Genomic DNA, 26,953 nt, shown 5'->3' with positions numbered 1-26,953 from the left:
CCAGATCGGCTCCGGGGCTTTATTGCTCATATGAAGCTAACGAACTTCGTTAGCGTTAGATCGCGGGCGAACCCAATTGTACTTTATGATTTGGGAACGAATTTCACCCGCACAGTTATTGTTTTATTTTGTCCTGTGATTCCGCTAGCTTTAGTATCAATTATAATTGTAGTCCGTTCATCGAATGCCGATTCACGAGGATAATCAGTCCCGAATAATTTTACCATTCTCACTTCGCTACCAGGAATGAGGCCTGTACTCTGGTTCGCTCCAGGTCCTGCTGATTCTCTTCCGATATAAAACCCATCAAAGTCATTTGCAACAACGACGTTAGATGATAAGGATACGAAGTGATCAATCCAAATTCCAGCAGGCATGTAGAATGTAGCAAACATATTGTCCGTCAGTGTAACGGTTATATCGCGCTCGGTGTATTTGTCCAAATTAAATAGACTGACCGTGCCGGTGCTGGAGATGTAACGCAAGATGCCGGAAATTCGTTGCGTGTGTAACCCGCCTTTGATGTTTCCGGTTAGCTTCAGCGTTAGGTTTTTAATCGTGTAATTATTCCCTGTTGTGCCACCGTAGTCTACGAGTGCGAAGCCCCCATTACCTTCAATGTACAAATCATCGAAATGAGTTTCACTTCCTTGCAACACTGAGAATAGTGGTGTCGCTTCGTTTGCGCGAGTAGGGTGGCTGTTGATGACCCGAATGTTTCTCAAAGTACAGCCTTCGCAATAGCTTTCAATAAATGCGAACGTACCCTCGAAATTCGCACCGTACACATTTTCGAACACGCATTTCTTACTGTTCCACATCCCGAACACTCGGCCTTTAGCGGTATGCCCGTTTTGCTTGATGGATTCTCGCACCCCGACGTTCGAGCCGGTCACGTTGTAACAGTAGGCCAACGTGACCACGCCCGCTCCCACGTTGTCACCTATGATGTTTTCAATGCGAACGTTCCTAGCATAGCGCAAGTCGATGCCGCTTTCCGCGTTACCGCCGTTGGGTATGTCGTTGATCAGTTCAAACCCTCGGATGAACGTATTCTCGTATTGATTGTCGAACGTGTACACTTGCTTATTGTTTGCCGACGTAGTGGCTACGGTCATAGAGGTGAATATAGGTCGGTCAAGGGTAATAACGTTCCCGTTAATCTCGGTAACGACGGCGTAATCGAAATATTTCGTTTCTACTTCGTCCCATGCGTTATCCCCGATACGAAATCCGACTGTACCTTCGACTGTAAAAATGCCCGGCGCGTCAACGGTTAGCGTTTTCGAGCCATAAGCTACGTCCGCCGTAATATTGCAACTACTGCCCCGTCCATAATTGTTAGCCTCATTTCCAATGAATGCACAGTTATCTCGGAGGAAGATTTTAGCCCCATTTCCTTCAAGGCTAACTCCTTTTTTTAGATTGACCGATGGAGCTTTTTGGTTAGCAGGATCTGACCGTTTGACATAATAAGATTTACCTGCTACCGTGCATACTGTTCCTCCTCCTGCGGCATAAGCTGCATCAACAGCCCGATTGAAAGCCATGGTGTCATGAGCTTCAAGAGCAAATTTGTAATTATCAACTATATACCTCATAACTCCATTACCCCTTTAGCTGTATATCGGCATTGCACGAGTTTCTTTCCGGTAGTTCCTAAATGAGAGAAAACTAAAGAGCCGGAACGAAGCAATTCGCGAGTTCCTTGACCATAAAAAGTAGGCCGCTCTTGGACTTTCCAAGAACGGCCATTGTTGACGACTTCTTTTGCATTTGATCACTTGTTGTCTTTGAAAATGCGAATAATTTCGTACGCCAAGCGTTCTCCTAAATATGCATGACCTTCTTTTGTAGGGTGTGTTCCATCTGCTGAAATATATTTCGTAGCATTGCCGGTCTTTTGAGGATTTCCAGCGTTACCTTCTCCGACGATCCAAGCACCTTTTACGATTAAAACAGTTCCCTCTTCATTGTAGGTTATGCCGTCAATAACATCGATGAAAGGCAATTTGCACTCAAGTGCCGCTTGTTTTAAAGCATCCCTTATTTCTAACCTGGCTTTTGGCGGGTTCCCTTTATTACTCCAACCACTTACGACGAACACCTTCGTATCAGGTGATTCTGTTTGGATCGTTTTGTACAGTTTAACGGCTGCTGCTTTCACATCATTCGCAGGGAAACTTTCGTCATTTATTCCGCCAGCGATAACAAGAATATCCGGTTTGTATGTGAGAATGTCGTGCTTAATTCTCTTTTGGAATGTTACTCTTCCTTTTGGGCCGCTGTTCAGGTAGCCTGTACCACCTACGCCACTATACCAACCTTGCAATCCAAGTGATGCGGCGGTTATGGGAGCGTATCCCTGAATACTTCCGGCACCCGCTGAACCGCCCTCAGTGAATGAGTCACCAAAGAACATAATCTTGCCTTTGATCGGCGTTGATGGTGCAAGAATCTTATCATTAAGCCCTATTATGACGCCGCCAAAATAAGTTTCGTTGTACTCAATTCGAATTTTTCTCAGTTTAGCCGACTCGAATTTAACAAGCCTGTGGTACAGACCTCCATCGGATGGAGCGGCGTTTTGAGCATCGGCAGTTACAAATTGATACCCATTCCCCTCATCCACAGATAGGCGATACTTGCCACCCTGCCCTTTTTCATAAAGTTCAAACTGGGCGCCTTTGAAATCAAATTCCACTGTTAAACTACCATTGCTATGCGTGGTTGTGACGGCTATGTTCTTGACAAAACCGTTGTTCGGAAATGAAGTTCCTGCCTGTTGTGCATCCCCATTGTACCTAAAGATATTATTGACTTTTCCTTTAGCATCAACTGGTGTAATATGGATGCTTTTTTCGATGGAACTTTTTGCACTTCGAGCGCTGAGTTTTACAATTGGAGGCTTTGCCATTACCTTTAGCTGATTTTTAATTGTTTCAGGTAAAGATGGCGTCTTGCTCGAAGCAGTCACCGCAGGTGAAAAGGAAATAAACAAACTTGCTACTAAAAAGATTACCAGTAATTTGCGCAACTTTAAGCCCTCCTGCAACGATATTGTATCAATCATGATACTAATTGTATCGTAGAGGTTTCAACGAGAGCAAGGTTAAGAATTATAAATTTTATTCGTTAGCTTTAAAGGCGTCGATATATCTTTAAAATTTCTGTAGCCAATCTCTCACCTAAATAGCTGTGACCATCGGGCGTTGGGTGGGTACCGTCACTGCTCGTGAAGAGAAATGAGTTGCCGGTTGCAGGACGATCATACGCCCATATTGCTGTCCCATCGACAATGCCCGTACCTGTACCTGTTGGTCCTCCAGACGTAGCAGATGTCCCTGCCGTAGTACATTTATACACATTTCCAACATTTGTAACGGTTTGGTTTAACGAGTATGCAGTACTTGCTGCCCACGGTGTTAGTGATATTCCTGCATTTCCGGAACCTGTTACCCATTCACCAAAAGCATTATTTATGGCATTTCCTTGGCAATAGGTAATTCCGGCAATTGGATCAATGAATGGTAACCCATATTTTAAAGCAGAAACTTGCAACGCATCTCTAACGCTCTTTCTGGCTGCGGTAGCTGTACCGGGAGACCAAGGGCCAACCACGTAGATTTCCGTATTAGGAAGCCCCTCCCTGACCGTTTTAAATAACAAATCACTTGCGCTCAATACATCCGCATACGTATAACTTTCATCATTGATTCCACCGGCGATAACAACAACATCAGGGTTGTATCCAATCACGTCATGTTGTACTCGGTCTTGGAATTTCACCCGACCGGCAGGGCCAGGGTTTATATATCCAGTAGCGCCAACTCCGCTATTCCAGAACTCCCACCCTAATAATACGGAAGTAATTGCACCATAACTCAAACCCTGTGGAAAACCGGATGAACCTCCTTCAGTGAAGGAATCACCCATAAAAATAGCCCTTTTACCCGCCGGTCTTGACGGAGGGAATAGAGTGTCGTTTGGCCCTATTCTAATTCCGCCAAAATATCCTAAATAATACTCAATTCGAATCCTACGAAGTTTCGCAACACCAAAATCGACCCATCGCAAATACAATCCGCCATCTGCTGGTCCGCCACTCAATGTTCCGCTATGCGCTAACTCATACCCATAACCTTCATCGATCAATATGCGGCATTTATTATTTAATCCTTTTTCAAGTATTTCAAATTCTGATCCGTAATGATCAAAATCGATGGTAATGTCCCATTGTTGGTTGTTAATTGTTTTTGCTATATTTTTAACAAAATTGGGGTCAGGGTACGTCGTTCCAGCTTTAATCATGTCACCATGATAACGGAATAAATTGCTTACAACATCTCCGCTTATTGACGCTTTTAGAACACTATTTGTAATTTGACTTGCTCCACCATTTGCCCCCAACTGGATTGTAGGTGTAGTAGTCATAACGGAAGGCAAGCGCAACAACGCGGAAGGAACGAGTTGTCTCGGTACAAATTCGCGCGTTGCTTTCTCCGCCAAATCATATTCGATCGCACCTTGATCAAGCAACCATTTCGCAGATTCGTCCGATACAGGAACGTAACGTTGCCCAGCTACATATGTTTTTTGCGTATACGGATCGAAGAAGTGTTTTTTCGCCTGCATTTACAGCCGCCTCCTAAAATAAAATAACCCCGATCAGCTCGGGGCGAATTACTCTATATACGGTTCTTCGGTTATCGTCTGTGCGTTGCCCAGTCCGATCGCAGTAATGCTTAATTCGCTCGAAATCGCTTATTGTAAGATAAAAGCGCCCGCACCTGAATTCGCCGTAGCGCTGTAACGAAGAGTATAAATTGCGTCTAACATAAAATCAAAATTATTTAAATCACTACCGTCTTGCTTTTTGATAGGTTTTGCACCTAAACCATTTACGTTCAAAGTCGATGCTCCAGTGTTTGTAGCGTTGGGTTTAATTGCAACGCCCATTCCATCAACGTAAGATGTGGGTGCGGGGTTAAGTGTAATTGCATATATATTAGATGAGCCGGTAGTGACTGCGTATCCAGGTTGCCTAACATAGTCGGCGATGTGGTTGTCCAACTCCGCCTGCGTCGCCACGTCTGCAGCTACTTTAGCGGCGGTGACCGCTCCATTGGCGATCTTTGAAGTCGTGACGCTGCCATCCGGATGGTCGAGCGTGGCTGCGGCTTTGTGGGCGTCCAATTGATCTTTCACTGTCTGCGCCGCCGCTCCCGGAAGTTGTCCACGCAAGTCCTGCTTCGTCAGTGTATCAACCGTTGCACCGGTGGATACCTTCCAAATCAGTACCGCTCCGTCGACTTCTGCCCCTGTGGTGTTATTCGTGTATGTCCCATCAGACTTTAGGTACACATGATAGTTTGTATTTGCAGCCGGGGAGTTGATGCTGTATGTGCTGTCCGCCGCTTTGGAAACCAATGTTCCGAGGAAAGAAGCGCGGCCTGGGCCAAAGGTTAAATCGATTGTATTTGTTCCGCTAGTATACACAGCCGTTTTAAGAAAGAATGGTTGATCGGCCTGCGCTTGCGATGCGGCGTTTTGCTCAAGCGCGTCGACAAGCGCACTATGGTTTGCTCTATTGACCGTCTCGTTCCCCAATGGTTTCGGTAAATTGAGCTTCGACGTATAGTCAGGCATTAATTAAGCACCTCCCATTGATCCCAGGTGTAGGCGAAGGAATCCACCTGGTCCCAAGTCCAGTTTTTCGCGTCCAGCTCGTCATAGATGAAATAATTGAACTCGTACTCCAAGGCCAGGTGCGCTGGAAGCACCGCGCGAACTGCCGCTTTCAGATCTTCCAGGTTCGGTGGAATACCTGTCGTATCCACGAATCGAACTGTCACGATATATGCAGCGTAATCCTCAATGACGTCGATCTCCCCGTTGTCGTAGCTCTCCGCCACATCCTTGACAACTCTGATCGTTGCCGTTCCCGTTCCGCGTATCCGGGAGACGATCCGGTCCCGCCTTTCCGAATCCGGCTGATCCGTTGCAGGTGCAAGCCCGAGCTCTTCTTCCCAGTCGTTCAACCCCCACGTCGCAGTTCGAGCAAAAAACTGGTCGAGCGTTTCGTTGAGCGCTTGACGGATCTTGTCCACTTCCGCTCCTTCAGCTTGGAGCAGCGAGCGCATGACTCGGCTTGCCTCGTAGTATCGGGGCAAATACGTCAGCATGGTTTGCCCGCGCGGGCTTGTTAACTCGGTCATGTGAGCGTCACACTCCCCGTTACCGCGACTTCTTGATCGCCAATCGTGACGTTTGCGGTACTTCCGTTCACGGTCAAGTTTTGATAATCCTGCACCCCGGCCGTGTCGAGAATCGCCTGACCGATCCGTACATACCGAACATCGTTATCATCGGAAAATGCCAGAGATTTAATATAATCCGTTATGGCCTGTCGGGCAGCAGCCTTCACGCTGTCCGCGTTGTAACCGGTAGCGATGATGAGTGTTGCTGAAACGGTGATCGTCACCGCTGTCGCCGATTGCACCGTTACACGGGCGCCGATTGGCGCTTTGCCACTGCCCGTGTCTTTGCTGAATGTGGAGCGATACTCGACCTGATCAATCCAAACAATCGTTGTGGTATCGGCTTGCAAGCGCGTAACCCGCAGCTCGATCATATCCTGTCCGTTCCAGTAAAACGCTTGAATTATGTTACCGAACGCGGTCGTCAAATCGTTTGCTTGAAGCGTTTGTACGGCATCTGTCGAGCTGGACACCGATATCTTCGCCCATGCGCCGGCGGATACGTTCCATATCCCAATCTGAAGCAGATCGTTTGCACCCGCTATACTGTCCGCTTTGACCCGAACCCGCGCCTGCCAAATACCCGGCTGCTGCAATAGCGTGTTCAAACTCGTATGCGTAAGCGTCCCGGTCCCATTTGCATCATAGACCATCTTCACACTGTCCCCGGTGTCATCCGTTTGCGTATTATCAACGGACGTTCCGAAGCCGCCGAGCGTCATCGTCTCAGCTTCCTTTTCGTTCAACCAAGGTGGAGCGATATAATTCTGCACGGAATCGACCAACGTCTGACTTGCCGGTTCTTTGTTGGTGCTGATGATTGCAACGCTCACCGTTCCCGGACCGTCCCGGACCGGTACGACGGATACGCCGCCAACACCCGTTACTTCAAGCGCCCAGTTCACATAATCCGCTTTATTCCCGCCGGCGGAAGGGGATCGGACTTTGGTTAAATACCGGGAGAGGAGATCGGTATCGTTCTCTTCGTCCGTTCCTCCTGTTGTTGCGGCAGCGTTGGTGACAGCAGTGATACCGGCAATCGGCTCTGCAAGGAATTGGATCGTGTCTGTTGCAACATTCCCCGATATTCCGGCGTCCTCCGCCGTGATAGCCACATTGACCGTTGTTTGCCCTGCCGCGATCGTAACCGCTGCATCCGTCGTAAACATGATCGCCGGAACGGTCTCCGTGCTGGCCGTGCTCACTCTTGTTCCCGCCGGAATCGTCGTACCTTCCGTGCCGGTGAACGTCACAGTACCCGTCGCCTTGACCGCTGCGCGACGTATTAAGCCATGCTCATCAGCTCGAAAATCAAGATACGCGCCGAACGTCGTGCTGGCAAAACCGCGTTCAAGGACCTGCTGTGCCAATATCGCAGCAAGCGCCATTTCAATGGCAGCCGGTGAAAGCATGTCGTATATTGTGCTGCCCTCGGACGTATCAAAATCCGCCGGCAGAGACTCGAGCATTCGCGATATAATTCCTTCAAATGAAAAGTCATCATCCGGAAAAGATGGTAATGTAACGGGCATATCAGACATTCACCTCCAGTCTTGCAGGATCTCCGATCACGGGGAGTACAGTAAAGGAAATTGTCAATTGATCACCAGACCAAGAAAACGCAAAGTCTCGGACGGCCTCGGTCCTGGGGTCAATGAGGAGCGCTTCCGTAATTTCGCGTTCGACATACGATTGAACAGCTGCACGGTTCGGCTCGTTCTTTGCTTGGGACAGCTCTGAACCGAAATCAGTTCCGTATACTAGGAATGCAAAGCGTTCGGTGAGAACGGCTTTTTCGCACCATTGCACCCAAGCGGTATGTCCGTCAGTTTCAACCAGTCGGCCGGCGCCGTCCAAAACAAAATCCCCGCTTTCGAAATCGAACAGCAGGGATTTAGGATACTCCGGCGTATTCTGTTGTTCGTCCTCCACGATCTCCGGCGGTTCAAAAGTTGGAAATAATTGAGGCATTTTACGTCACCACCACATCGATGATTACGGGATCTGTACCACCATTAACCCAAGCGACCAATACACGGTCGCCTACCTCGAGCGCTTTTAATTGAGTTGGAGGCTTGACTTGATGGCTGTGCATATCGGTGCCTGCCGGCTCGGTCGTTACCATCGGGTCAGAGATCGTTAAAGCTCTGCATACGAGATATTGACCTGGAGGAAATGGAATCGGAAACCGATCCAACTTCAGACTCATGTCCCCCTCGATGTTCCCGAGCTCAAGCGGATCGGGGGCCTGCATTCCACGGTTTATCCGATTACCTATTGTCCGGGCCAGGCGGTTGTACCCGTTATTCACTCATCCTCCACCTCCACTCTCATCGTTCGCTTGGTTGCATTATGGCTGATTCCGGACACGATATAATACCCATTAAGCGTGCCGCGGCGAACGTAAATCTTATCGCCGCGGCGCAGAAAAGGAAGGTCCGGATGTTCGAACGCTTGTTGTTTTTCCGGCTTTCCCCTCTCGTCAAGAAGCTCTTTCGCTCCTGTCTTCGCTGCGGCTGGGGTGTCGTATTGGTCTTCGTATACGAGCTCCTGGAGGATGCCAAATTCCGTCCTGCCGTCCATCGTGGCGATGATTGGGCGCCGCTCACCGTCAGAAGCCGCACCGACAACCTTAACCCGAGTGATAAGATTTTCGATACTTTGAATCTCTCTTGGGTTGCTGACTCCTTCAACAAAAGAATAAACCGGGGTGTTTTTCCCCGGTCGAATGACATCGATTTTATCTTGTTTTGATCGAACAATGTACTTCCCATCGCCCCGCTTTTTGGATTCCTTTATGACGGTATCATACATCTGGGAAAGCCGTTGCGATCGATACACCTGCTTGGATAACCCCACATTCGGCCCTTCAATGGTACCGATCGGGATTTTCCACGCTTTGGCGATATCTTCGATAATCGTCTTTCCTTTGGTCCCGCTTGCGTACAATCGATCGTCCTGGCTTTTTGCCAAGTAAATCAATGAATCGTATGCAGTAATGGTGACGTTTCGTAACGGGTCCTCAAGATTCTCGGGGCGGAAGATGGTTCCGCGGAATATCTCTTGCCAGCCTTCGCCCCAATCCGAGAATAGAAACACTTTCCCGCCAAGAGGGAGCAACTGATGGAGATGTCCGCTCCCGTAAGGGGCATTGTGCAGCTCGGCCGTCAGCCTAACGGCCAATTCCTCCGGTTGTTCTTCCCATTCAAGAGACTTAAGCGCGTCGTTCAGGGATAAGCGTTGACCGGCTGGAGAGTACACAACCAAATCATATTCAACGTCTTTAACGTCAATCATCCCGCAACACCGCCAGGGATTCGAAGCGATTGTCCGGGAACAATGGTATCCGGGTTCGGTCCAATTAAAGCTTTATTTGCATTATAGATTTCCTTCCAGCGTGATCCGTCCTGCAGCGTCTTCTTCGCAATCGTCCAAAGAGTGTCACCGCTCCGTACCGTGTACGTGCGCGGCGGCTCCGGGGTCATACGGGATGATTTCGGGGAGCTTGCCGTCTGCTGCTGCGCCTCTTGGACGGTATAGATGCGCAAAGGAATATCTTGCACCAGATCGATACGGTATGAGATATCCCCGTGCCCGCCGGTATATGTGTGATCGAACGTGTCGATGAATACGTCTAAATTCAAAGGTGTTTCAGTAACCAATAAGCGGAGCTGCTCCCCGTTATCTCTCCACTTCTGGAGAATGTCCACATAGTATCTCGGTTCTTTCCAGTCCTTGGTGATCCCAAGACTCTGACGGGATGCCCCCGGGAAGATCCCCTCCAGCGGAATTCTAGCGGCCTTCTTCCCCTTTGGCTTAGAGATTTCGCCTAACGCGATCGTCTCGAATGATATGACCCTCGCGCCGGTATTCGCTGTAATCTCTTTTGGATTCATTGGCAGTTGAAGCCGCTGATTTTGCTTGATCGACGTCAGGTAGAAGTCCATCCAATCTACTCCTTAACCGTCAATTTATTTAAGGCATGTTGTTGTTTGATTCTTCCATCTTGATCGCGATCTCCTCAGAAATCACATTGCCGATCTCTCTGGAATTTGAGCGAATCACGCTCAACACCTCATCTGATGTTGCAGCAGACTGGATGCTAAATTGCGGGCTCGCATTCACTTCAATGGATATCTTTTGCTCGGACTTCGCTATAGGGACTCCTTCGACGCTTATACCGCCTTTAAACAGCTCTGTCCAAGCATTTTTTGTCCCTTCCATTACAGCAGCTAAGCTGAAAGATTGAAACGATCCCGGGTCCATCAGCGTATTCCCGACTCTGCCGAGCGAGGCTTGCATATCTTTACCGCCGAGCCTGTGTTCGTTCATCCATTGTTGAGTTTCATACATCGAATAACCCATACCCGCTGCCCCGAGAAATCTTCCTCCGGTTTTCAACCATCCGGGTATCCTGATCGTGTTTAACCAATTCTCAAGCCCTTTCGGTATCCGATATATCGACTGAGCCGATTGGGTTTTTACTGTGGCGTCCGCAAGACTTTTTGTCGGGGAAAAGAAATTCCGAACCCTCCCCCAGAATCCAGTGGGTTTAGTGGGCGGTGTTTTCAAGTTCGGCGGACGGTATTGGTAATTGCTTATGGACCTACCGTCGGGTCCAAGAATCGTAGAAGGGCTGGGCGTTGGTGTCGGTGTCGTAGGTACTGTTGGGACTGGTGACTTGCCGCCAAACCATTTTGCATTCTTGAAGCCCTTGAACCAGCTGCCGATGCCTTTTCCCATATTCCATAATCTTTTTGGTCCAGCGAGAAGAAGTCCGCCTACCCCCATCAAGGCATTCAAAGCCAGCAAATCAACTCCAACACCCAATGCATTCTCACCGGGGCTTTTATCGAAACCCGGTTGGAGATTTTTGAAGACTTCCCCCATTCGGCTTGCGATTTCGCCGACATCAAGCTCCGCAAAAAAGCCATCAATAAACGACTTCCCGGCATTGTGTCCAGCGGTTACGAATGTGGATTCATCCATGCTGCCCGATGGATCGATAAGTCCAAGAGCCGCCATAATACCACCTTTGAGCGCACCGCCTAAGAATCCACCAGCATTACGAAAGCTGCTCTCGACGATCCCTTGATTCTGGCTCCACCAATCATCGAAGCCGGTTTTCAGGAAATTCCATGTTACATTCATTTTTTCCCCGAGCGTGGTGGCGTTTTTCCATTCTGGGCTCGTTGTCAATTCTCGAACTTTGTTCCCGACCCAATCGATCCCGTTGACAACGCTGGTTCCAAGCATTCGACCGGCTTCCTCCAAGGCTTTGCCCCAACGCTCGACCGTTTCCTCGTTTTGATCAAACCAAGCATTCATGTTTTTAAGAGCTGGGATCGCTACACTTTCCAACCCTTTGCCCCAGCGCTCAACGAATTTTATCTGAAGCGTATCCCGTAGGATAGAGGTCTGCTGCAGGAGCGTTTCCATGATCGCCGCCATACCGCCGGCAAAACCGCCTTTGCTAACGGGACGTTCCAAGGCCCGAAGGATTGCGTCCATTGCCTTCGCAGAATCAATCCCGAGTCCGCCCAAGTCGGACAAGTCCTCTTTGGCGATCCCGAGCTCCTCGATAATTGGGTCGAGAGGCACCAACAAGTTTTCAGTTACTTGCCGAAGCTCTTCCATCGTAAGCTTGCCAATCGCGCCGATTTGTCTAAAGCCTCGAAGTGAGAGTTTCATCCCTTCCGTGCCGGCTCCGGTCAGAGAAGACGCATCCCCGAACGCCGTCAATGTGCGGAAGATCATGCTCGGGTCGTCCTTGAATGTCGGTAAGAGTTGTATCGCCATTTCCCTTGTTTCTCTCTCGCCGAACGGGGTATTTACTGCGAACTGTCGAACGTCTTGCATAAACTCCGGACCCCGTTCGGCTCCGAGGAAGGTATTAAAACCGATCTTTGCCCTTGTAAGTTCATCGGCCATTTTCATAGGATTAAGAACACCTTGTTGTACCGCCAATCCGGTACCAAGCGCTGCGATTAATGTCGGAAAGCTCAACAGCGTGTTTTTGATATTGTTGAGCATCTGCAAGGGGGCGCCGATAATGCCGACCGAAATGTTCCATGTCCGGCCGACCAAACCGAACAGCGAAGAACGAACCCGGTTGATGACTCGATGGGTATTGTCTACTGCTGACAGCAGCAATTGCCACCTTGTTTTGTTCATTTCATCCAGTTGCTTTTTCGTGCGGCGGGCCGCCTTCTCAAAGCCGGTTACTTTCTTCGTTGCATTGTCGAGCCCCGGGTTGGTTTGGTCCTGAACGTGAACCGGTATTTCAATGCGAAACACTTCAGCCATTCGGTTTGCCACCCCCTTGCGGTTGTTTCAAAGTAATAAGGGTATACATCATAACGAGTGCACGCTCGCCGGGCGGCAGCTCCATGATTTCTCCTGGAAGTTTCTTAAAACGATCGCAAGCATTCATTAAAAGCGTCGTCCTGCCGCCGGCTTCAATTAGTTTTTTGCTAGGGCTTCCAGATCCTCGTCGTCATCTTCATTCTCGTTATATCCGCTGATTTCGTTAATCTTCTTGATCACGGCCTCTTTTTCCCCGGGAAGCAGAACTTTCTCGATGACGTCGATTCCGCTGAGAACGTTTAGTTGTTCCCAAAGCTTTTTATTGTCCCACACTTTCGCTCGATCCTCGTCCACCGTAGCCGTGTGAATCAGCAGGGAGCGGTACTTCGCCGTGTCGACGTCGACCGGAATCCTTATGCCTCGCTTCCGCTCGTATTTCGTTGCCAAATCATTGCAACGGTTTGATTCTTTTTCATCCACAGGGCGGACTCTGAATTTGAAATACACTTTACCTTTGCGGGCAATTTCGATTTCCACAACTTCACTGTTACGGTCTTCAGCTGCTTCGAGCAGGCCACGAAGTAATGCGTCCTCATGAAGCAAAATATCGTCTTTTTTCTCATTCATATCAATCGCTCCTTTCTGCATAAAAAGAAAGCTACGCGGCATTAATGACCGCGTAGCACTCCTTGGAAATTAAATATGGCATCCGGCTGACGAGCCTGTATGCCGGCGATCGCTTTAGCCAGCAACCGCGCATCCTTGACGACCGTTTCCGTGAACGTGAGCGTTACGGTGTAGCTTTGCGGGATCGCCCAAGTAATCTTTTGCCCCGCCGCCTGGTAGTCGGTATTCGTGAAGTTGATCTGCGCCTGCCACGTGTTCACTTCGGCAAGGAAGTTTCCGTCGCCGTCGAGTAGCTCGCCGTCATGGCCGCGAAGGATGTTCCTCGGGTCAAATACTCCGCTGTCAAGCTGACTTTGCAGTTCCGGGGGTAAGTTCACACGGAACGACCAGGCGCGATTGATGATGTCCCCGGGCGTTACGTTCGCTATATCGATTGCGCCATCAGGAACGCAGTTTCGAAAGATGTACCTTCCATCCATTGGTTATCCGCCCTCCTTATTAGGCTGCCGGGCTGAATCTAAACCCGAACGTAATGTAAAGCTTCTCAGCGCTGTCGACATCGTCCACGTTCACAACAAACCAAGCCGAATCTCCCGCAGCCGGTTTCGCAGGGTCTTCGATAATGGTGCCACCAAGTAGAGCTCCAATGCTGATCATTTCGTTGATGATGCCCTGTCCAGCCGCGATCAGCGTCGCACGTCCGTCTGGTGTGTTGTTCACCTTCCCGATCAGCGGGTCCCAAGTACGAACGATCGAATCAATCAGGAAATCCCGAGTCCGTACACGGCGGATCTTCTTCCATCCAGCGTCTTGATCAGCTGCCGGAGTAACCAACGTGTTGATGCCGTATTCGATCTGCACTTGCTTCGACGCATTGAACGTGAATACAAGCATCCCGGAATTTATCGCCTGCTCCACTTCGGCATTCGTCAGCGCCCCAACGATGTCGGTACCTCCTGATACAACCGTGTGCGTCAGGCTGTCCGTAATGGCGCCGGAGGCGACCATGCCGGCTACGCGCGCTGCGGCTTTATAACCCTCGATGTTTCCGTTCGCTGACTTGAAACCGTTGCCGGCATACACGATTGCGGCGTCATTAAATGCCTTGGAATTGGTAATTCGAGTAGCGAGGGCTACGGAAGTTGGTTCGCCGACCACCCCGAGAGTTCGTTTACCTTCGTTACGTACGCGGTCGACGTATGTTTGGACTGTTGCATGAATGGCGGCGCTTTCCGAGTCGGTTACCAACACATTGAATTCGAGCGCCTCAACCGCCGTTAGCCCGGCAGAATATTCCGTACCTGACACTGTCGGATCTGAACCCCCGGTCAAAGCCTGATTTGTCACGGTAGCCAAAGATCCGTCACCAACCGCGAGTTTCGAGGCAGTGATCCAGTTAGAATTCGCGACCGCGTCAACAAGTGCCTGCGCTTCGTATGCTCCGGCAGTATAGGTGAACCGCTCGCGCAACGTCGTGTCCTGATATACCAGAATCTCACGCTTACCCGTTTCCGACAGGCTGTCCCGGACCGTGATTTTGATTTGGTTGCCGACCGTGCCGACATATTTCGCGTCTACCTTCACGATGTTGACAGGGGTGGTAGCGCCGTCATTCAGAGTAACGGTTGCCTTCGCGCCGCCGGTTCCCAAGCGGAATGCGAGCACGCGAAGGGCGTTACCGCGGAACACCTCTTTCGGCGTTTCGATCGTACCTCCGGAGATATAGAGCGATTCAACTTCCTCGACGCCGCCCTCGAGCGTCTGAACCGTCGCCAACGGCCCCCAAGACGCGGTAAACAAAACAGCCACAATTCCTTGAGGAACTGAGGCCGCTGGCGGACTGCCCGTATTCGTCGTACGAACATATACGCCCGGTCGAATCTTCGTTTGACCGGGTAAAAAGATTTCTCCTGGCATCTACTCCAGCCTCCTTAAAATGTTTGTGCCAAAAAGCGTTTGACGGCTGCTTCGGCTTCTGAGATGGTCATGGAATCCTTCCCTGCAAGCTTCAACGCCCCGGCGATGACTTCAGGCTTCACACCAAAACGCGCGGCGCCCTCCATCAATTCCGCCCGAGTATACACGGCTTCTTGCTTGGTTGCTTTTTTATCGGCCAATGCTTTCACGCTCCTTATTTTACATATGCATTATTCAACAGCGTACCTGTTGGGAGACTCAACACGCCGAAACGAGCCGTCAGTTGGATCTGCCCGGTACGCAGCGGATCGGCGTCACTGTTCGCCGAAACAGACTCGATGAACAGTAGTGAATTGTCTTCCAGCAGGACCGAACGATCGATCGCAACTCCTTCGGCGATGCGGCGCAACCATTCGACGCGTACATTCGGCGTATTCGCTAGGATATGCCCTACGAATCTGCCGGTGATCCAAGCCCCCCAGGACATCATCTCAGCATTCTGTACCTGCGAGAACCGCCAATAAAGCGCCGGGGTCGTATCATTAGGCGCCCACGTCTGCGGATCGACCTGTAAGCCGGTCCATCGGGTAGCCGCCCAATCGCGCAACGCTTTGACAGGGTCAGGTGCATAGGTCAACCCGACTGGCCAAGCGATAAGGTCGAAAATTAGCTCAATCCCGCGGAAATCCGGATCATCGTCAAAGGGTTGTGCATCTCGCCATTGGAGCATGATTGTTCCTTCGTCCGGCCGGAACGTTGCCCCATCGAGAAGCCGTCGGACTTCGGTTTCGATACTTGCCGCCGTCTCGTTTGACGTATCCTCGTGCAATATCGACACCGCTACCTGCCCGGATACCCGGCGTTCTGGGTCCTCTTCCCGGTTTACAACGAATTCAATTCTTGGTGATTGCCGTCCATTCCACTCTGGAGCATCCGATGGAGGCGCGAGCATTTCAAACACGGCCGGGGCAGAAGCAAACTTCGACAGCAAGGCCGTAAGCGCAAGATCAGCAGTCAACCTTTGATAGATCAAAGCTTCTAGGTTCATTGCAAATACGGCCTCCTGTAGATTTGTCTCAAGCTTCGGCGGGATCGCTTCCGGATTTTCTTCACAAATGGCCGGCGTTTCAAAAGCCAATTCCCTTTCTTCGCGCCCTTCGTCAGGATCCGAGCAATGTCACTTTTATTCGTATCGATTCCCGGAGAAACCCCCTTGGGATTCGTATACCAAGAGTTTCGGAACTTCTTCAGGCGCCATGCCGGGGACTCGCCCGGTGCTGAGGCCGTATAGCTTCGGCGGGTGCCGGGTATCTTGTACCTTCGCCCGGTCCGGCGACCTCCCAGGACATTGTAAGCTGACTTTTGCATAACCTGAGAAGCTTCACGTGCCCGACTCCGAGCTTGTACGCTGACCTTCGCCATCAAATCCAGCCGTTTCATGTGCTGTTCAAAGTTCATGGCGGTCACTCATTTCGTTCTTCGCATTCCATCGTGAGCCAGCGGCGCATGCCGTCGGGATCGTAAGGATTTTTCATGATGTAATACTTTCTCCCGTCGATCACGGCGCGCATATCCGCCGTAATGTCGTTCCGGTATCGGATAGTAAGCAGGTACGTCATATGGGTCTGCTTTTGCTGGGTTTCAACCCGTTCACGGTCCTGCATTTTGGTCTGCGGCTTTAATCCAGCCCATAAGGTTACGAACGGAGCATATCCGATCTTCCAACCGCCGCGGCCGTCGGATTGACGGGAAGGTTTTTGGAATTCCGCTCGTTTGTTCAATTCCTCCAACCTGGTCAATCTCAACACCCCCTATGTTGTAGGCGTAACCCTGACAGCCGTCGAAAGCGTAGACTCGTTACCGGAGTTGTCCACGGCGGACACCTGGAATGTGTAAGTTACACCATTGATTAATCCGGTCACTTGGTAACTGGCATTGGTAAGCAAAGTCGAGGTGATCTTCGCCCCGCCTTGATACACGTTATATCCGGCCAGATCACCTTCTGCGTTCGGATTCCAAGTCAGGTTAACAAGCTGGTTTCCAGCCGTTGCAGCGAGTCCTTTGGGCGCATCTGGTGGCGTGACATCCCCGCGTAAGGCTAATTGTGTGATAAAATTCCGAATGACCGGTGGAACATCGACTTTATCTTCAGCAGGGTTTCGATTCTCGTAAAATAACGCGACGAGCATCTTGACGACAAGATCGTATAATTCACCTTTAACTTTAACTCCGGCATTGGCAAGATAATTCTCAGCTGCGAGGATAAACCCTTGAATCAGGAGGTCCTCGGCAGTGGAATCAACCCGCAAAAAGTCCTTCACTTCCTGAAGGTCCAATCCGGTCACCTGCTTTCACTATGTGGCTGTAATCGCCGTCGGCCTCTATTCCTCACTCGGTTTCGGCTTCTTACGCCGCCGCTCTCCTTGCTGAGTTTCAGCCGGCGTAGTTTGTTCCTCCGGCGCCTCTTCCGGATTTTGCTGAACTTCATGAGCCGCTTCAATCTCCGTAGAGGCCTGCTGCGGCAGTGTAGCTTCCATCTCCTGTTTCACATCATCCGGATTCTGGGGAGTTTCATCGGTCGGTTCTACATCCGGTGAGGATGGATTCTGCTGCGCTTCCGGCCCCTGCTGCCCTCGGACTGTCTCTTCACTCGCGGGAGGATCCACTTCACCGGGTTGTTGCGGCAAGTTTTCTGCGCCGTTCTGAAGGTTCTCCACATTAACCGTACCGGTACCGACATTCGGCGGCACATCGCCTTCTATTAAGCCGTGTTTCAGCAACCATTCCACAGACTCATCCGATACCGGTGTGTATTTTTGTCCTGCCATATATGCTCGCCCCGTATAAGGGTCGAAAAAAGATTTCGTTGCGCGCAATACCATCGCCGCCTTTCAAAAATGTAAAGAGAGCGACGATTGCCGCTCTCTTTTGTACAAGCAATTATTAGGCCTTCTTCACGCGATTGAAGCCTTTATACATCGTGACGTTCCCGCCAGCCCATACCGCGCCGCGGTAAGCGATTTGCCCCGTCTTAAATTTGAAGTCTCTGCTCTCTTCGACTGTGATCTGCGAGAACATCGGGAGTTCATATGCGAACGGGAATCCGTATGCCATGGAATACGTACCGGAGAGTGTACCAGCGGCAGACAGTTGCGGCGCTGCCGAGTTGATGATAAACGGAACCTTGTACGAATGCGATGCGGAAATCGTGCCGACGTTTCCGTTCAGTTCAATCTCATAAAGCTTCTCGCCCGTCGTGCTGCGGATTGCGGCGAAAGCTGCGAGGTCGTTTTTGTTCAAAATCAGATAAGCGCCGCCCTCGATATCTTCCGCGCCACCGTAACCGAACACGATTTTGTCAAGGGTGTCTGCGTCGATCGCGCTGATCGTGACATCCGTTGCGACCGGAATAACGCCAGCCGGAGCATTGAAGATACCTGTAAGCGCGTTTGCTCCACCGGGGCCGACGAGGATTTGTCTCGTGATTTTCTTCCGCAACGCGCGACCAATGCTCGTAGCTACTCGGGATTGATAATCCACATTCGGGAGTTTCTTCGCTTCATCCGTGATCTCGGAATACGCCGTAATTTTCGCTTTGTTCAACGCGACATATCCGAAAGTCGGATCCGCGTCCGTATAGTTGCCTTCTTCCAGCGTGTAGTCGCCTTCGCCGTCGGATACTTCATATCCGGCAGTGTAGCTTTCGCCGCCGATCAACGGAACGGCGTTAACAACGTCGATCAAAGACGAAACTTCGTTGAATTTCGGAGCCAAATCCGGCTTATACTTTTTCTCCGTGACGAGCGTACCGCCGCCTACCGTCACCGCCCGGAATTCTGGAAACTCGTCGACGGTAAACGTTACTTCGCGACCTTCCTTCAGATATGCCCCACGCTGCTCATACTTCTCTTTGAGTTCTTTGTCGCGTTGCGCTTCCGTGTTATGGTCGCCGTAAGCAAATGTGCCCATGGAACGCAGCGGATTAAACTGTTGGGAACCACGCTGCTCGTCGCCGTCGTGCGCTTCTTGGCCGCGCTGCTCGTTTTGTCCGTCTTTGCCGGACTCTTGTTTGCTGCGGGCTTCTTCAGCTTCAGCTTCAGCAATCAGGCTGCGGAGTTCGGTGATTTCATCGTTCAGATCGGATAGTTCCGTGTTGATCGAGCGGAGTTCCGCAACGTCCTCGGATGCAGCTGCGCGTTGCGACAATTGTTGCTTACGTGCTTCTTTCTTTGCCAGCATTTCTTTCAATTTTTTCAAGTTCACTTTGGATCACCCTTATTTAGATAGTATTTGAGCCTTGAACTTCAAAATTTCTAATTCTTGCTGCTCGTTTTTGGAACTATCCAGTCCCGCTGAGCGGCGCGCACTCTCCAGTGCGGCCTGATCCGCGCTATCCAGCGCTTCACTCCGAGCCTGTATCGAAGTCGCCAGGTATGCAGGCGAATGTACAGCTGATATTTCGTGGATCTTGCTAAACTTCAAGATGTCGCGCTTCGGATAATCTGTATCCTGGTCCCGCCAAACTTGGTCTTTGACGCTGAACGAGAAGCTCATAGCGTCGAGGTCGCCGCGGCTCACGGCAGAATGCAGCGCTGCGGCGTCTGGATTCTTCTCAACATCCAGTTCGGCGCGGAAGTACAACCCCTTGTCGTCGACACGGAGCTGTAGCGTGGAATTCGCATTGTTGTTTCGGCTGCGGGCCAACGGGATCTGCAGCGTGTTGTGTTGCACAAAAAAAGGAACGTCCCTTAGGTCCGCTCCATCTAATGCGCCTCTTTTGATCGTCTCTTCAAACCACCCGCCGATATCGGCTTTCGACTCATAGATAATGGCGTAGCCTTCAATGGCCGCGCCGCTGCTCTCGGTCGGCTCTACTGCTCGAAATTCCTGCACTTCAAAATAGCGTTTGATGGTGTCAGTCTTTTTTGACATCCTGCATCCCGCCTTTCAATTGATACTGGTTGATGATGGACCTATCGATATAGTTCAACGACTGTGTGATTCGCTCGCCGCCTTCGATCGGAGGATACCCGAGCAGCGCCAGCTTTTGATTATCCTGGAGAAGCCCTTGCTCGCCTGCAATTTTGAGCAATTCAAGTTTCGACTTCATACTGAGGTACATCATGTCACGCTGATATGCGACGATTTCATTGCCTACGTCAAGCTCACGCTGTGTGAACAACGTTTTACTGAATGCCTGACCCAGCGAAATGACAATCGTCTCAAGCGCGCGTTCATAGAACGCCTGATACTCTTCATCCGTATAGTTGCCGGTCAAAATCGGCAAGGAAACACCATACCACCGCAAGATACGGCTCTCGATGAACACTAATGTATCCTTGTCGATCAGTTTCGGATCCGGCTTTAGATCGATGTAATCACCTTTCAGATCCAGCGGAAGGATTCCTGATTCGCTCTTCTTCATTGCTTCTTCAAAACGTTTTCTTTCCGCTTGCTGCGCGGGGTCATCCAACATGGTGTTTATCTTTATGATACCGCGGAGCGTCATGCTAGTTTTGACACCAACGCTCAGTCCTTGTACAACATCGTGGTCAATCTCAAGCATCTTCAGTAATGCTTCATTGTCCGGCCCGCCGTTCAACCCGCCGCCCATGATCTCATTGAGAGAGAATTTTTTGCGAAGATGAATGACATTCGCGTACGGGATGATAAAGTTGTCGCCGCTTCGGAACCAAAACTGAGCAAACAATTTCCCTGCAGCATCCTCTAGGAACTCCACCCGGGTCGGTTGCAATGGGTACAAACCGGTATAAATGCGCCGGCTGTTTCCGTTCCCGTCCGTCGTCAGATCGAATGTTGGATAGATAAACGCATTGTAATTGAGAAACAGCAGCCACGTGATTTTCTCCAAGAAATCCCGCGTCGTCATGATCGGGTTCGGCGCAAACTTAAACAGTCGGTTTAATTCGCTTGCCGGTGTGGATTGCATTCCGTATGCCGTCCGGATATGCTTCGGCTGCAACTTCGATATCTCAGTAGCGATGCAGTCTATGGCCATTTGAACCAAGTCACTGGCATAAATGTTTTCGCCGAACTGTTGAAACACCGGGATCTGGCCGTTCATCATCTGCGCGTACGTGTAGCTTTTATCAGTTCTTCGGAATAAGTTCCGGAACACATCGAATAGTGTCAATCTATCACCCCGCTCTCTCAACCAACTGCAAGAATTCTGTCCGGTTGTCAATGTAGACCTTATATGTGAATATTATCGATACCGCACCGTCGATCTTCTTCTCGTCTTTGCCCTTTACCTTAACCGGCATCTGCTCCATCTTGTTGTTGACGGCCAGTGCCGTGTTTTCAAGGCAAAACTTATCGATCGGATGGTCATTATAGATAAGGAGCTTGGATTCCAGATCCGCCTCAACCAGCTTCATCGGCTCGCTCATGGAGCCGAAGTTTTGATCGATGCGCTGCAGATCAAACCCTAATTCCTCCATCTCCTTAATCCAATAGGTTGCTGACCACCTGTCATATCCGATCTTATAAAACCGGATACCGTAATCCTTATATAGGTTCACGAACCATGCTGTCACAAGGCGGAAGTCGTTTTCGTTGCCCGGCGATATCGTTAATAGTCCGGCTTCTTTCCACTCTTCGTAACGCTTCTTCTCGTCTCCGATCAATTTGTCAAGCTTGGACTGCGGTATGAAATAGTGCTGATGCGTGTATTTCTTACCGTTCCTCATCATGAGCGCCCGTGCAGAAGCAAGGTCGCCGGATCGGGCCAAGTCCACGCCTCCGATAGCGAAGGCTCCCCGGAATTCTTCCAAGTTGAACGTTGCTTTATTTTCGATGACGTCAGTGGATAGCCAAGCCGCGGCATTGTTCTGCTTGATATTGAAATCCTTCGCCAATACGAAGACGCGCGTCGCCTTGTTCGTTTTGGCTTCTTCAACCATCCCGCGAAGGAAGCTCCACTTCTTGATCGTCCCGAGGCCGGGGTTCGATTTCAGCCATGTTCGCTCATCCTGCCAAATTTCCTGTTCGCTGTCTTGGGTATACAGCCAGATCAGCCAGCGCCGCCGCTCAAGTTCGCCGGCCAGTACCTGACGTGCTTCTCGCATGCGACCATCTAAATATCCATCGTTCGTGAATCCCTCGGTTGTAAGCTCATAATAAAGAGGCTCATCCTGAGTGGATAGAGCCTGGCGGATTGGCATCGTGCTGCTGTTGTCTTCCATTTCATGGACTTCGTCAACGGAACCGACGCCAATATTCCGGCCTTCCTTCGCGCCGGTCTTTGCCGATATCTTACGAATCTGCCCTTTGTTGCGATAGCTGAATTTCCCTTTTTTTGTCCGGTTCTTCGGGTTGCCGAAAAATATGCCCTTTAGGTTTTTCCGCGTGACTCGCTCAAGCGCTTTGCTTTCCTCGCGCATCGCGTTGATCGCTTGGAACATTAAATCAGCCTGCTCGTAATCGTTACTGGAGCAGAGAATTCTCAAGCCTTCCGGTCCGCAAAACCATTCAGACAGGTTAAGAGCCGAAATGAATGGCGTTTTCCCGTTTTTCCTGCCCACAAGTAAAAGGGCTTCCTGGTACAGCCGCACCCAACGTCCGAGCTCTGGGTCGAATATTTTAAATCCGTACAGTGCCTCAGTGAACGCCTTCTGGAACAGCTCAAGTAAAAAAGGCTTCCCTGCATAGGGAGCCTCAAAATGCTTGCACTGTGTTTCGATGAACTTGATTCGCCTATGAGCTTCATCCAATTCGAACCTGATGTCCGGATTTCGAAAGTGTTCATCAAGGATGTCGAACATCTGGAGCAGCTCGCGTCCGACGACGATCTGACCGGACCGGCATTTAGCCATATACTCATGAAGGTACGATGCATAAGGAGCACTCATTCAAACTCATCCAGACCATCGTCCGGTTCGATCATATCCTTGTTCAGCACGCCATTCAGCGTCTTGATGACGACGGCGTAGCTGTTTACATTCTTGAGATACTGTCGGGCTGCTTCAACCGGCTTTTGCAGATTCGGATTGCTCGGATGGATCAGCACCATGCCAGACTGCTCCATGACTCGCTTCAGTTCAGCATTTTGTACCCGAAGGAATGCCGCCTCTTCAATCAACCCATCGACGAGCTGCACCTTAGCTGGATCGACATCTTTGAAAAGCTCTCGGAGTTTCTCCAATTCTCTTTGATACTCAATCGACTTCGGCGGATCTACACCGCGCTTGTCACCTTTCGACATGTTACGGAACACCTCCAGCCGATTTCAAAATTTTTGGTATGCACCAAAATTGGGTCGGGGGCGCGGTTATTTTGGTCGACCCGGCGAACTTGACCGGGGGGGCTTTCGCGCTTTACCCGACTAAAGGATTTTGAAAATTTCATGAAAATCGATGAAATCGCGCCCTCACACGCCCTCGTGTCGCTCCCTCTTCCGATATATTTCCAATTCCCTTACTCGTTTACGGCAATGCTCTGGTTCGCTCGCATCATCGCTTCTTCGATGGCACGAATTGCGAGCGTCAGTTCAGGTGAAGGGCATCCGTTGATGACGACTGTATCCGCAAAATCCTTTGCAGCCCGACGAATACGCTCATATCTCTCAGCTTGGCCTTCCTTCGGCGGATGGTAGACGAACAATTCCTTGTTTCTCTCCAGCATCTTTACCCGCGGTTCTCCGAGCATCGCAATCCGCCCTTGTTCCCGCGTCTTCGCGACTCCTCCCGGACGAGTCGTAGCGCCGTATGCGGATGGCTGACACTCCGACTTAATATCGTACATCGAGAATGGGTATTCATCATGATCCTGGGACGGTTCGATTTCCCCGAGCAGAACGCGACTGCACACCCACGCATTATTTTTTCCAATATTCGTCTCGTCGTAGGCAAGACCAGCACCGCATCTGCAACGTGCAGTTGCGGAGTAAAGCAGATGTAAGTTTTCCATGATTTTGTTCCTCCTCACGGCTGATATTGTTCAAAATTCTCAAGCGCTTGGGAATTCTAATTAATCATCCGGTTCGACATCATACCTGATATCGTTTGAATGAATAGCACCGATTACTGCAAACAAGACAGCAAACAGTAAGCAAACAAATACTGAAATCATACGCCCAAATCCCTCTCGATGCTGCGCAGACCCTCACGATCCGCTTCATAGCAGGAATCATCCCGTGGCCAGCATAACCCTCGTCGACAACGTCGCCGCACTTGCTGTCCCGTTAGTTACGGTTACATTCAAGTACTTTGCCCCCTTCACATTAACAACATAAGCGCGTTTTCCTGCGGCCTGCGCTGTCTTTTGATCCAGTTCATACGAATCGGTATTATTGTTGGACAGGTGAAACGTAACGGTAAAGTTTTGATTCATGTCAATCAGTACAACCGCTTGAGAGAACCTCTCGACATCTACAAATGCATTAGCGCTTGTTGCACTGGCTGCTAAAGCAACGGCGTTATGCACCAGTTCTTCATCTGTTATAGGTACGCCGCCACCGGAATAATTTTTGATCTTTTCACGCATTTCCTTTCCCTCCGTTTCATTCCCGATATTGTTCAAACAAAAAAGCCGCTCATTGAGCGACTCATCAGTAATTTATTTCAACAAAGCTTTCATTATTATCTTCGGACACAGTTGCATTTGTTGCATCATAGTATGATCCGTCATACTCTATCTTAACATGCAACTCAAAATCTAACTGATTCAGTTTCTCTATTAATTCTCTAACCGTCATATTCACACCACCTTCATAGCAATTATAAATCACTCTCGATAGTGCGTCCCGGTTTCTCCGTTCCCTTTGGGCTCTTCTTCTTCATCTTCCTGCATCTTTCCTATGTTTAGCGTCTTACATTCGGGACAACGATTCAAATATCCCTTTGAAAACGGAGTTTCAAATTGATGGCAGCAATCATTGCAAATGTACATCCATTCCACCCCTTCAAGTCGCTATTCCCGATATTGCTCGAACCATTTATCGATATACCCTCGCCACTCAACCTGCCGATACTGCAGCCGTTCGTCTACCGCCAACCGTGAGTAACATTCCTCTCGACTAGCGTTGATGAATACCAGTTCTGCTCCCAATTCGTCCGCCGTTCGTTCCCGCTTGAACTTGTCCGCATATCCACCAACGATCCAAGCATTCGACCACTTACCCATTCGGGTCTTTACGTTGTCGATCAGTTGGTTATGTAGCCCGATGACGTTCTGAAACAAATTGTCCGGCTTATCAAATTCGGGTAAACCCGACATTGCGGCATACAACAAGTCCATGCTGACGATCAGATCGCCGCGGCGCATCTGCTGCCTGACGAATGTCTTCTTCCCGGCCAATGGCGGACCGTACACAAGGTAGACGGTTTTTGCTTTCCTCTTTCCAAAACGGTCATGTTCCTCGTCGTGGCATCGACGACATATGATCTCGATCTTTTCCGGGTTAAGGCTGATCGTATGGTCATGCACATTCTCCGGAGTCAGCTCGATCTTATGATGACCGACGATATCCTCCGGCTTCGAGATCGTGAAACAACGTTCGCACCGGCCTTCTCGTTCCAAGATCAGGGTCATCCGTAAATTCCGCCACACAGCGGAAGCATAGAACGTTTGGAGAATGCTAAACTTCGCCACCGTTACCAGCCTCCGTCCTTGACGCTCGGATGCATCATTTTCATCTCAAAGAACAACTTGATCGCCTGCACATTGCCTCGCTTACATTGCATTAACAACGCTCTCCAGACTTCGGCCAGCTCAGCATTAGTATACTTATCAAGTTGCTCATTGACGTAGTTGACGAAGCGCTCATCTTGCATCCATTTCCAGAGTGTTTTCATGGTAACGCCGACTTCCTTGCATTTCTCTGTTTTAGTGCGTCGATCCTCTGGATTTAACAAGAGTTCGGCCATTTTGATTTGTCTCGCATTGGGTCGCCATACTTTACTATTTCGCACCTCGCTCACCCTCTAAAATGTCCGGTACGTCCTGATCAAAACTGCTCCAATTCAGACCGTACCGAGTCAATATACTTTCAAAATCCTCAACATCATGCGGTTCGATTCGATACCCCTTCTCACCGACTCCGATGTGTTTCAACTCATGCAGCATCAAGATTTTCTTCTGATTCTCCGTCATGTGGCCGATGTTCGGCTCGTAGAACGTTATCAAGAAATCGAACGGCAAATAGGCGCCGTATACTTTGCCAACCTTACGGCAATCTGCATGTACGATGCGCCCTTTATCCATTTTCTTTTCCCAGCTGCGAACGTACCCGATTTTAATTCCGAAATCCGATATGAAATGCAGTTCCGGCATTTGCGATATGATTGCAACGGCCAACTTTTGGAGGTCTTCAGCAACTTCACTGTCACGAATATCTAGAATCGGCCGTAAATCGCGAATGATGTTATACCGTTGCTCATCTCGAAGATGGCCATAGACGCCGTGAAGCGCCTGTAAAGCCGGACACGGAAGATTGCAATCAATATCCACTTTCTCGCATTTCAACAAGGGTGTTCACCCCCAAATCAATCCGGTCGTTATTTCGCTTCGCCCAGGCGATAGCGGCAGGAAGATCCATATGATGCCGGCCGTAACAGGTATGGATTATCATGGACATGCCGTTATCTTCGAACCTCCACCATATTCCGTCCAGCTGGATATAATTTTGCTTCCGTCGATCCGGTCTGGCAATTTGCTGCAGAAGCTGTGAAGCCAGTTCGTCGCGGTCCATATATCCGACACGCTGACAATAACGCTCATAAGCATGATCTTTCAGGATGAGTTGCTTTTCATGTGTCATGGATCTCCTCTCCTTGATGAAAATAAAAATAGTCTAAAACTACGGAAAGACCCACGCTTCAGTT

The 26,953-nt window shown here is 49.9% G+C and carries 31 protein-coding genes; all 31 read right to left on the bottom strand.

Annotation, left to right across the window (positions count from 1 at the left end):
* Nucleotides 1-83 precede the first annotated feature (83 nt).
* Complete coding sequence (locus tag JET16_RS09335; protein ID WP_199615564.1) at nucleotides 84-1,601, bottom strand: hypothetical protein; 1,518 nt, start codon at nucleotides 1,599-1,601, stop codon at nucleotides 84-86.
* A 179-nt stretch (nucleotides 1,602-1,780) separates the two neighbouring features.
* The gene (locus tag JET16_RS09330) at nucleotides 1,781-3,037 is read right to left on the bottom strand and encodes an SGNH/GDSL hydrolase family protein (protein WP_199615563.1); all 1,257 of its coding nucleotides are present in this window, start codon (nucleotides 3,035-3,037) and stop codon (nucleotides 1,781-1,783) included.
* 104 nt (nucleotides 3,038-3,141) lie between these two features.
* Nucleotides 3,142-4,635, bottom strand: a complete 1,494-nt coding sequence (locus JET16_RS09325) for a GDSL-type esterase/lipase family protein (protein ID WP_199615562.1) — start codon at nucleotides 4,633-4,635, stop codon at nucleotides 3,142-3,144.
* A 129-nt stretch (nucleotides 4,636-4,764) separates the two neighbouring features.
* Nucleotides 4,765-5,649, bottom strand: a complete 885-nt coding sequence (locus tag JET16_RS09320) for a hypothetical protein (protein ID WP_199615561.1) — start codon at nucleotides 5,647-5,649, stop codon at nucleotides 4,765-4,767.
* Nucleotides 5,649-6,218 (bottom strand): YmfQ family protein, encoded by a 570-nt coding sequence (locus tag JET16_RS09315; RefSeq protein ID WP_199615559.1) that lies wholly within the window; start codon nucleotides 6,216-6,218, stop codon nucleotides 5,649-5,651. Before JET16_RS09315 ends, JET16_RS09320 begins: the two co-directional genes overlap by 1 nt.
* Nucleotides 6,215-7,729, bottom strand: coding sequence for a baseplate J/gp47 family protein (locus tag JET16_RS09310; RefSeq protein ID WP_199615557.1), 1,515 nt, complete (start codon nucleotides 7,727-7,729; stop codon nucleotides 6,215-6,217). Before JET16_RS09310 ends, JET16_RS09315 begins: the two co-directional genes overlap by 4 nt.
* Nucleotides 7,730-7,793: 64 nt before the next feature.
* The gene (locus JET16_RS09305) at nucleotides 7,794-8,231 is read right to left on the bottom strand and encodes a DUF2634 domain-containing protein (protein ID WP_199615555.1); all 438 of its coding nucleotides are present in this window, start codon (nucleotides 8,229-8,231) and stop codon (nucleotides 7,794-7,796) included.
* Between the two features lies 1 nt (nucleotide 8,232).
* Complete coding sequence (locus JET16_RS09300) at nucleotides 8,233-8,469, bottom strand: hypothetical protein (RefSeq protein WP_199615554.1); 237 nt, start codon at nucleotides 8,467-8,469, stop codon at nucleotides 8,233-8,235.
* 98 nt (nucleotides 8,470-8,567) lie between these two features.
* Nucleotides 8,568-9,557, bottom strand: a complete 990-nt coding sequence (locus tag JET16_RS09295) for an XkdQ/YqbQ family protein (RefSeq protein WP_199615552.1) — start codon at nucleotides 9,555-9,557, stop codon at nucleotides 8,568-8,570.
* Nucleotides 9,554-10,207: a LysM peptidoglycan-binding domain-containing protein gene (locus JET16_RS09290; protein WP_199615551.1), complete on the bottom strand. Its 654-nt coding sequence runs from the start codon at nucleotides 10,205-10,207 to the stop codon at nucleotides 9,554-9,556. Before JET16_RS09290 ends, JET16_RS09295 begins: the two co-directional genes overlap by 4 nt.
* Nucleotides 10,208-10,235: 28 nt before the next feature.
* On the bottom strand, nucleotides 10,236-12,566 hold the full coding sequence (locus JET16_RS09285; protein WP_199615550.1) for a tape measure protein: 2,331 nt from the start codon (nucleotides 12,564-12,566) through the stop codon (nucleotides 10,236-10,238).
* 156 nt (nucleotides 12,567-12,722) lie between these two features.
* Nucleotides 12,723-13,193 carry a phage tail assembly chaperone gene (locus JET16_RS09280; RefSeq protein WP_199615549.1) on the bottom strand — a complete coding sequence of 157 codons (471 nt, stop codon included), beginning with the start codon at nucleotides 13,191-13,193 and terminating at the stop codon, nucleotides 12,723-12,725.
* Nucleotides 13,194-13,234: 41 nt separating this feature from the next.
* Nucleotides 13,235-13,672 carry an endoglucanase gene (locus JET16_RS09275; RefSeq protein WP_199615548.1) on the bottom strand — a complete coding sequence of 146 codons (438 nt, stop codon included), beginning with the start codon at nucleotides 13,670-13,672 and terminating at the stop codon, nucleotides 13,235-13,237.
* A gap of 19 nt (nucleotides 13,673-13,691) precedes the next feature.
* Nucleotides 13,692-15,110, bottom strand: coding sequence for a phage tail sheath subtilisin-like domain-containing protein (locus JET16_RS09270; RefSeq protein ID WP_199615547.1), 1,419 nt, complete (start codon nucleotides 15,108-15,110; stop codon nucleotides 13,692-13,694).
* Nucleotides 15,111-15,124: 14 nt separating this feature from the next.
* The gene (locus JET16_RS09265) at nucleotides 15,125-15,310 is read right to left on the bottom strand and encodes an oligoribonuclease (protein WP_233531304.1); all 186 of its coding nucleotides are present in this window, start codon (nucleotides 15,308-15,310) and stop codon (nucleotides 15,125-15,127) included.
* A 14-nt stretch (nucleotides 15,311-15,324) separates the two neighbouring features.
* On the bottom strand, nucleotides 15,325-16,248 hold the full coding sequence (locus JET16_RS09260; protein ID WP_199615541.1) for a hypothetical protein: 924 nt from the start codon (nucleotides 16,246-16,248) through the stop codon (nucleotides 15,325-15,327).
* A gap of 325 nt (nucleotides 16,249-16,573) precedes the next feature.
* Nucleotides 16,574-16,909, bottom strand: coding sequence for a phage head closure protein (locus JET16_RS09255; protein WP_199615540.1), 336 nt, complete (start codon nucleotides 16,907-16,909; stop codon nucleotides 16,574-16,576).
* Between the two features lie 12 nt (nucleotides 16,910-16,921).
* Complete coding sequence (locus tag JET16_RS09250) at nucleotides 16,922-17,446, bottom strand: head-tail connector protein (RefSeq protein ID WP_199615539.1); 525 nt, start codon at nucleotides 17,444-17,446, stop codon at nucleotides 16,922-16,924.
* 45 nt (nucleotides 17,447-17,491) lie between these two features.
* Nucleotides 17,492-17,938, bottom strand: coding sequence for a hypothetical protein (locus tag JET16_RS09245; protein ID WP_199615538.1), 447 nt, complete (start codon nucleotides 17,936-17,938; stop codon nucleotides 17,492-17,494).
* Nucleotides 17,939-18,053: 115 nt separating this feature from the next.
* Nucleotides 18,054-19,373, bottom strand: coding sequence for a phage major capsid protein (locus tag JET16_RS09240; protein ID WP_199615537.1), 1,320 nt, complete (start codon nucleotides 19,371-19,373; stop codon nucleotides 18,054-18,056).
* A gap of 12 nt (nucleotides 19,374-19,385) precedes the next feature.
* On the bottom strand, nucleotides 19,386-20,042 hold the full coding sequence (locus JET16_RS09235) for an HK97 family phage prohead protease (RefSeq protein WP_199615536.1): 657 nt from the start codon (nucleotides 20,040-20,042) through the stop codon (nucleotides 19,386-19,388).
* Nucleotides 20,026-21,264: a phage portal protein gene (locus JET16_RS09230; protein ID WP_199615535.1), complete on the bottom strand. Its 1,239-nt coding sequence runs from the start codon at nucleotides 21,262-21,264 to the stop codon at nucleotides 20,026-20,028. Before JET16_RS09230 ends, JET16_RS09235 begins: the two co-directional genes overlap by 17 nt.
* 4 nt (nucleotides 21,265-21,268) lie before the next feature.
* Nucleotides 21,269-22,981, bottom strand: a complete 1,713-nt coding sequence (locus JET16_RS09225) for a terminase large subunit (RefSeq protein WP_199615534.1) — start codon at nucleotides 22,979-22,981, stop codon at nucleotides 21,269-21,271.
* Nucleotides 22,978-23,334, bottom strand: a complete 357-nt coding sequence (locus tag JET16_RS09220) for a hypothetical protein (protein WP_199615533.1) — start codon at nucleotides 23,332-23,334, stop codon at nucleotides 22,978-22,980. The genes JET16_RS09225 and JET16_RS09220 overlap by 4 nt, the downstream gene beginning before the upstream one ends.
* A gap of 212 nt (nucleotides 23,335-23,546) precedes the next feature.
* Complete coding sequence (locus tag JET16_RS30035; protein WP_233531303.1) at nucleotides 23,547-24,038, bottom strand: Acb2/Tad1 domain-containing protein; 492 nt, start codon at nucleotides 24,036-24,038, stop codon at nucleotides 23,547-23,549.
* A 219-nt stretch (nucleotides 24,039-24,257) separates the two neighbouring features.
* On the bottom strand, nucleotides 24,258-24,614 hold the full coding sequence (locus tag JET16_RS09210) for a hypothetical protein (RefSeq protein WP_199615532.1): 357 nt from the start codon (nucleotides 24,612-24,614) through the stop codon (nucleotides 24,258-24,260).
* Nucleotides 24,615-24,678: 64 nt separating this feature from the next.
* On the bottom strand, nucleotides 24,679-24,825 hold the full coding sequence (locus JET16_RS09205; RefSeq protein WP_199615531.1) for a hypothetical protein: 147 nt from the start codon (nucleotides 24,823-24,825) through the stop codon (nucleotides 24,679-24,681).
* A gap of 215 nt (nucleotides 24,826-25,040) precedes the next feature.
* The gene (locus tag JET16_RS09200; RefSeq protein WP_199615530.1) at nucleotides 25,041-25,721 is read right to left on the bottom strand and encodes a hypothetical protein; all 681 of its coding nucleotides are present in this window, start codon (nucleotides 25,719-25,721) and stop codon (nucleotides 25,041-25,043) included.
* A gap of 2 nt (nucleotides 25,722-25,723) precedes the next feature.
* Nucleotides 25,724-26,041: a phBC6A51 family helix-turn-helix protein gene (locus JET16_RS09195; protein ID WP_325176655.1), complete on the bottom strand. Its 318-nt coding sequence runs from the start codon at nucleotides 26,039-26,041 to the stop codon at nucleotides 25,724-25,726.
* On the bottom strand, nucleotides 26,031-26,597 hold the full coding sequence (locus JET16_RS09190; RefSeq protein ID WP_199615528.1) for a putative metallopeptidase: 567 nt from the start codon (nucleotides 26,595-26,597) through the stop codon (nucleotides 26,031-26,033). Before JET16_RS09190 ends, JET16_RS09195 begins: the two co-directional genes overlap by 11 nt.
* On the bottom strand, nucleotides 26,569-26,889 hold the full coding sequence (locus JET16_RS09185; protein ID WP_199615527.1) for a hypothetical protein: 321 nt from the start codon (nucleotides 26,887-26,889) through the stop codon (nucleotides 26,569-26,571). The genes JET16_RS09190 and JET16_RS09185 overlap by 29 nt, the downstream gene beginning before the upstream one ends.
* Nucleotides 26,890-26,953 lie beyond the last annotated feature (64 nt).

The sequence above is a fragment of the Paenibacillus alkalitolerans genome (genome assembly GCF_016482785.1).
In the GTDB taxonomy this organism is placed as follows: Bacteria; Bacillota; Bacilli; order Paenibacillales; family YIM-B00363; genus Paenibacillus_AE; species Paenibacillus_AE alkalitolerans.
Note: the sequence above shows the minus strand (reverse complement) of the source record. Positions and strands in the feature narration are given on the sequence as shown.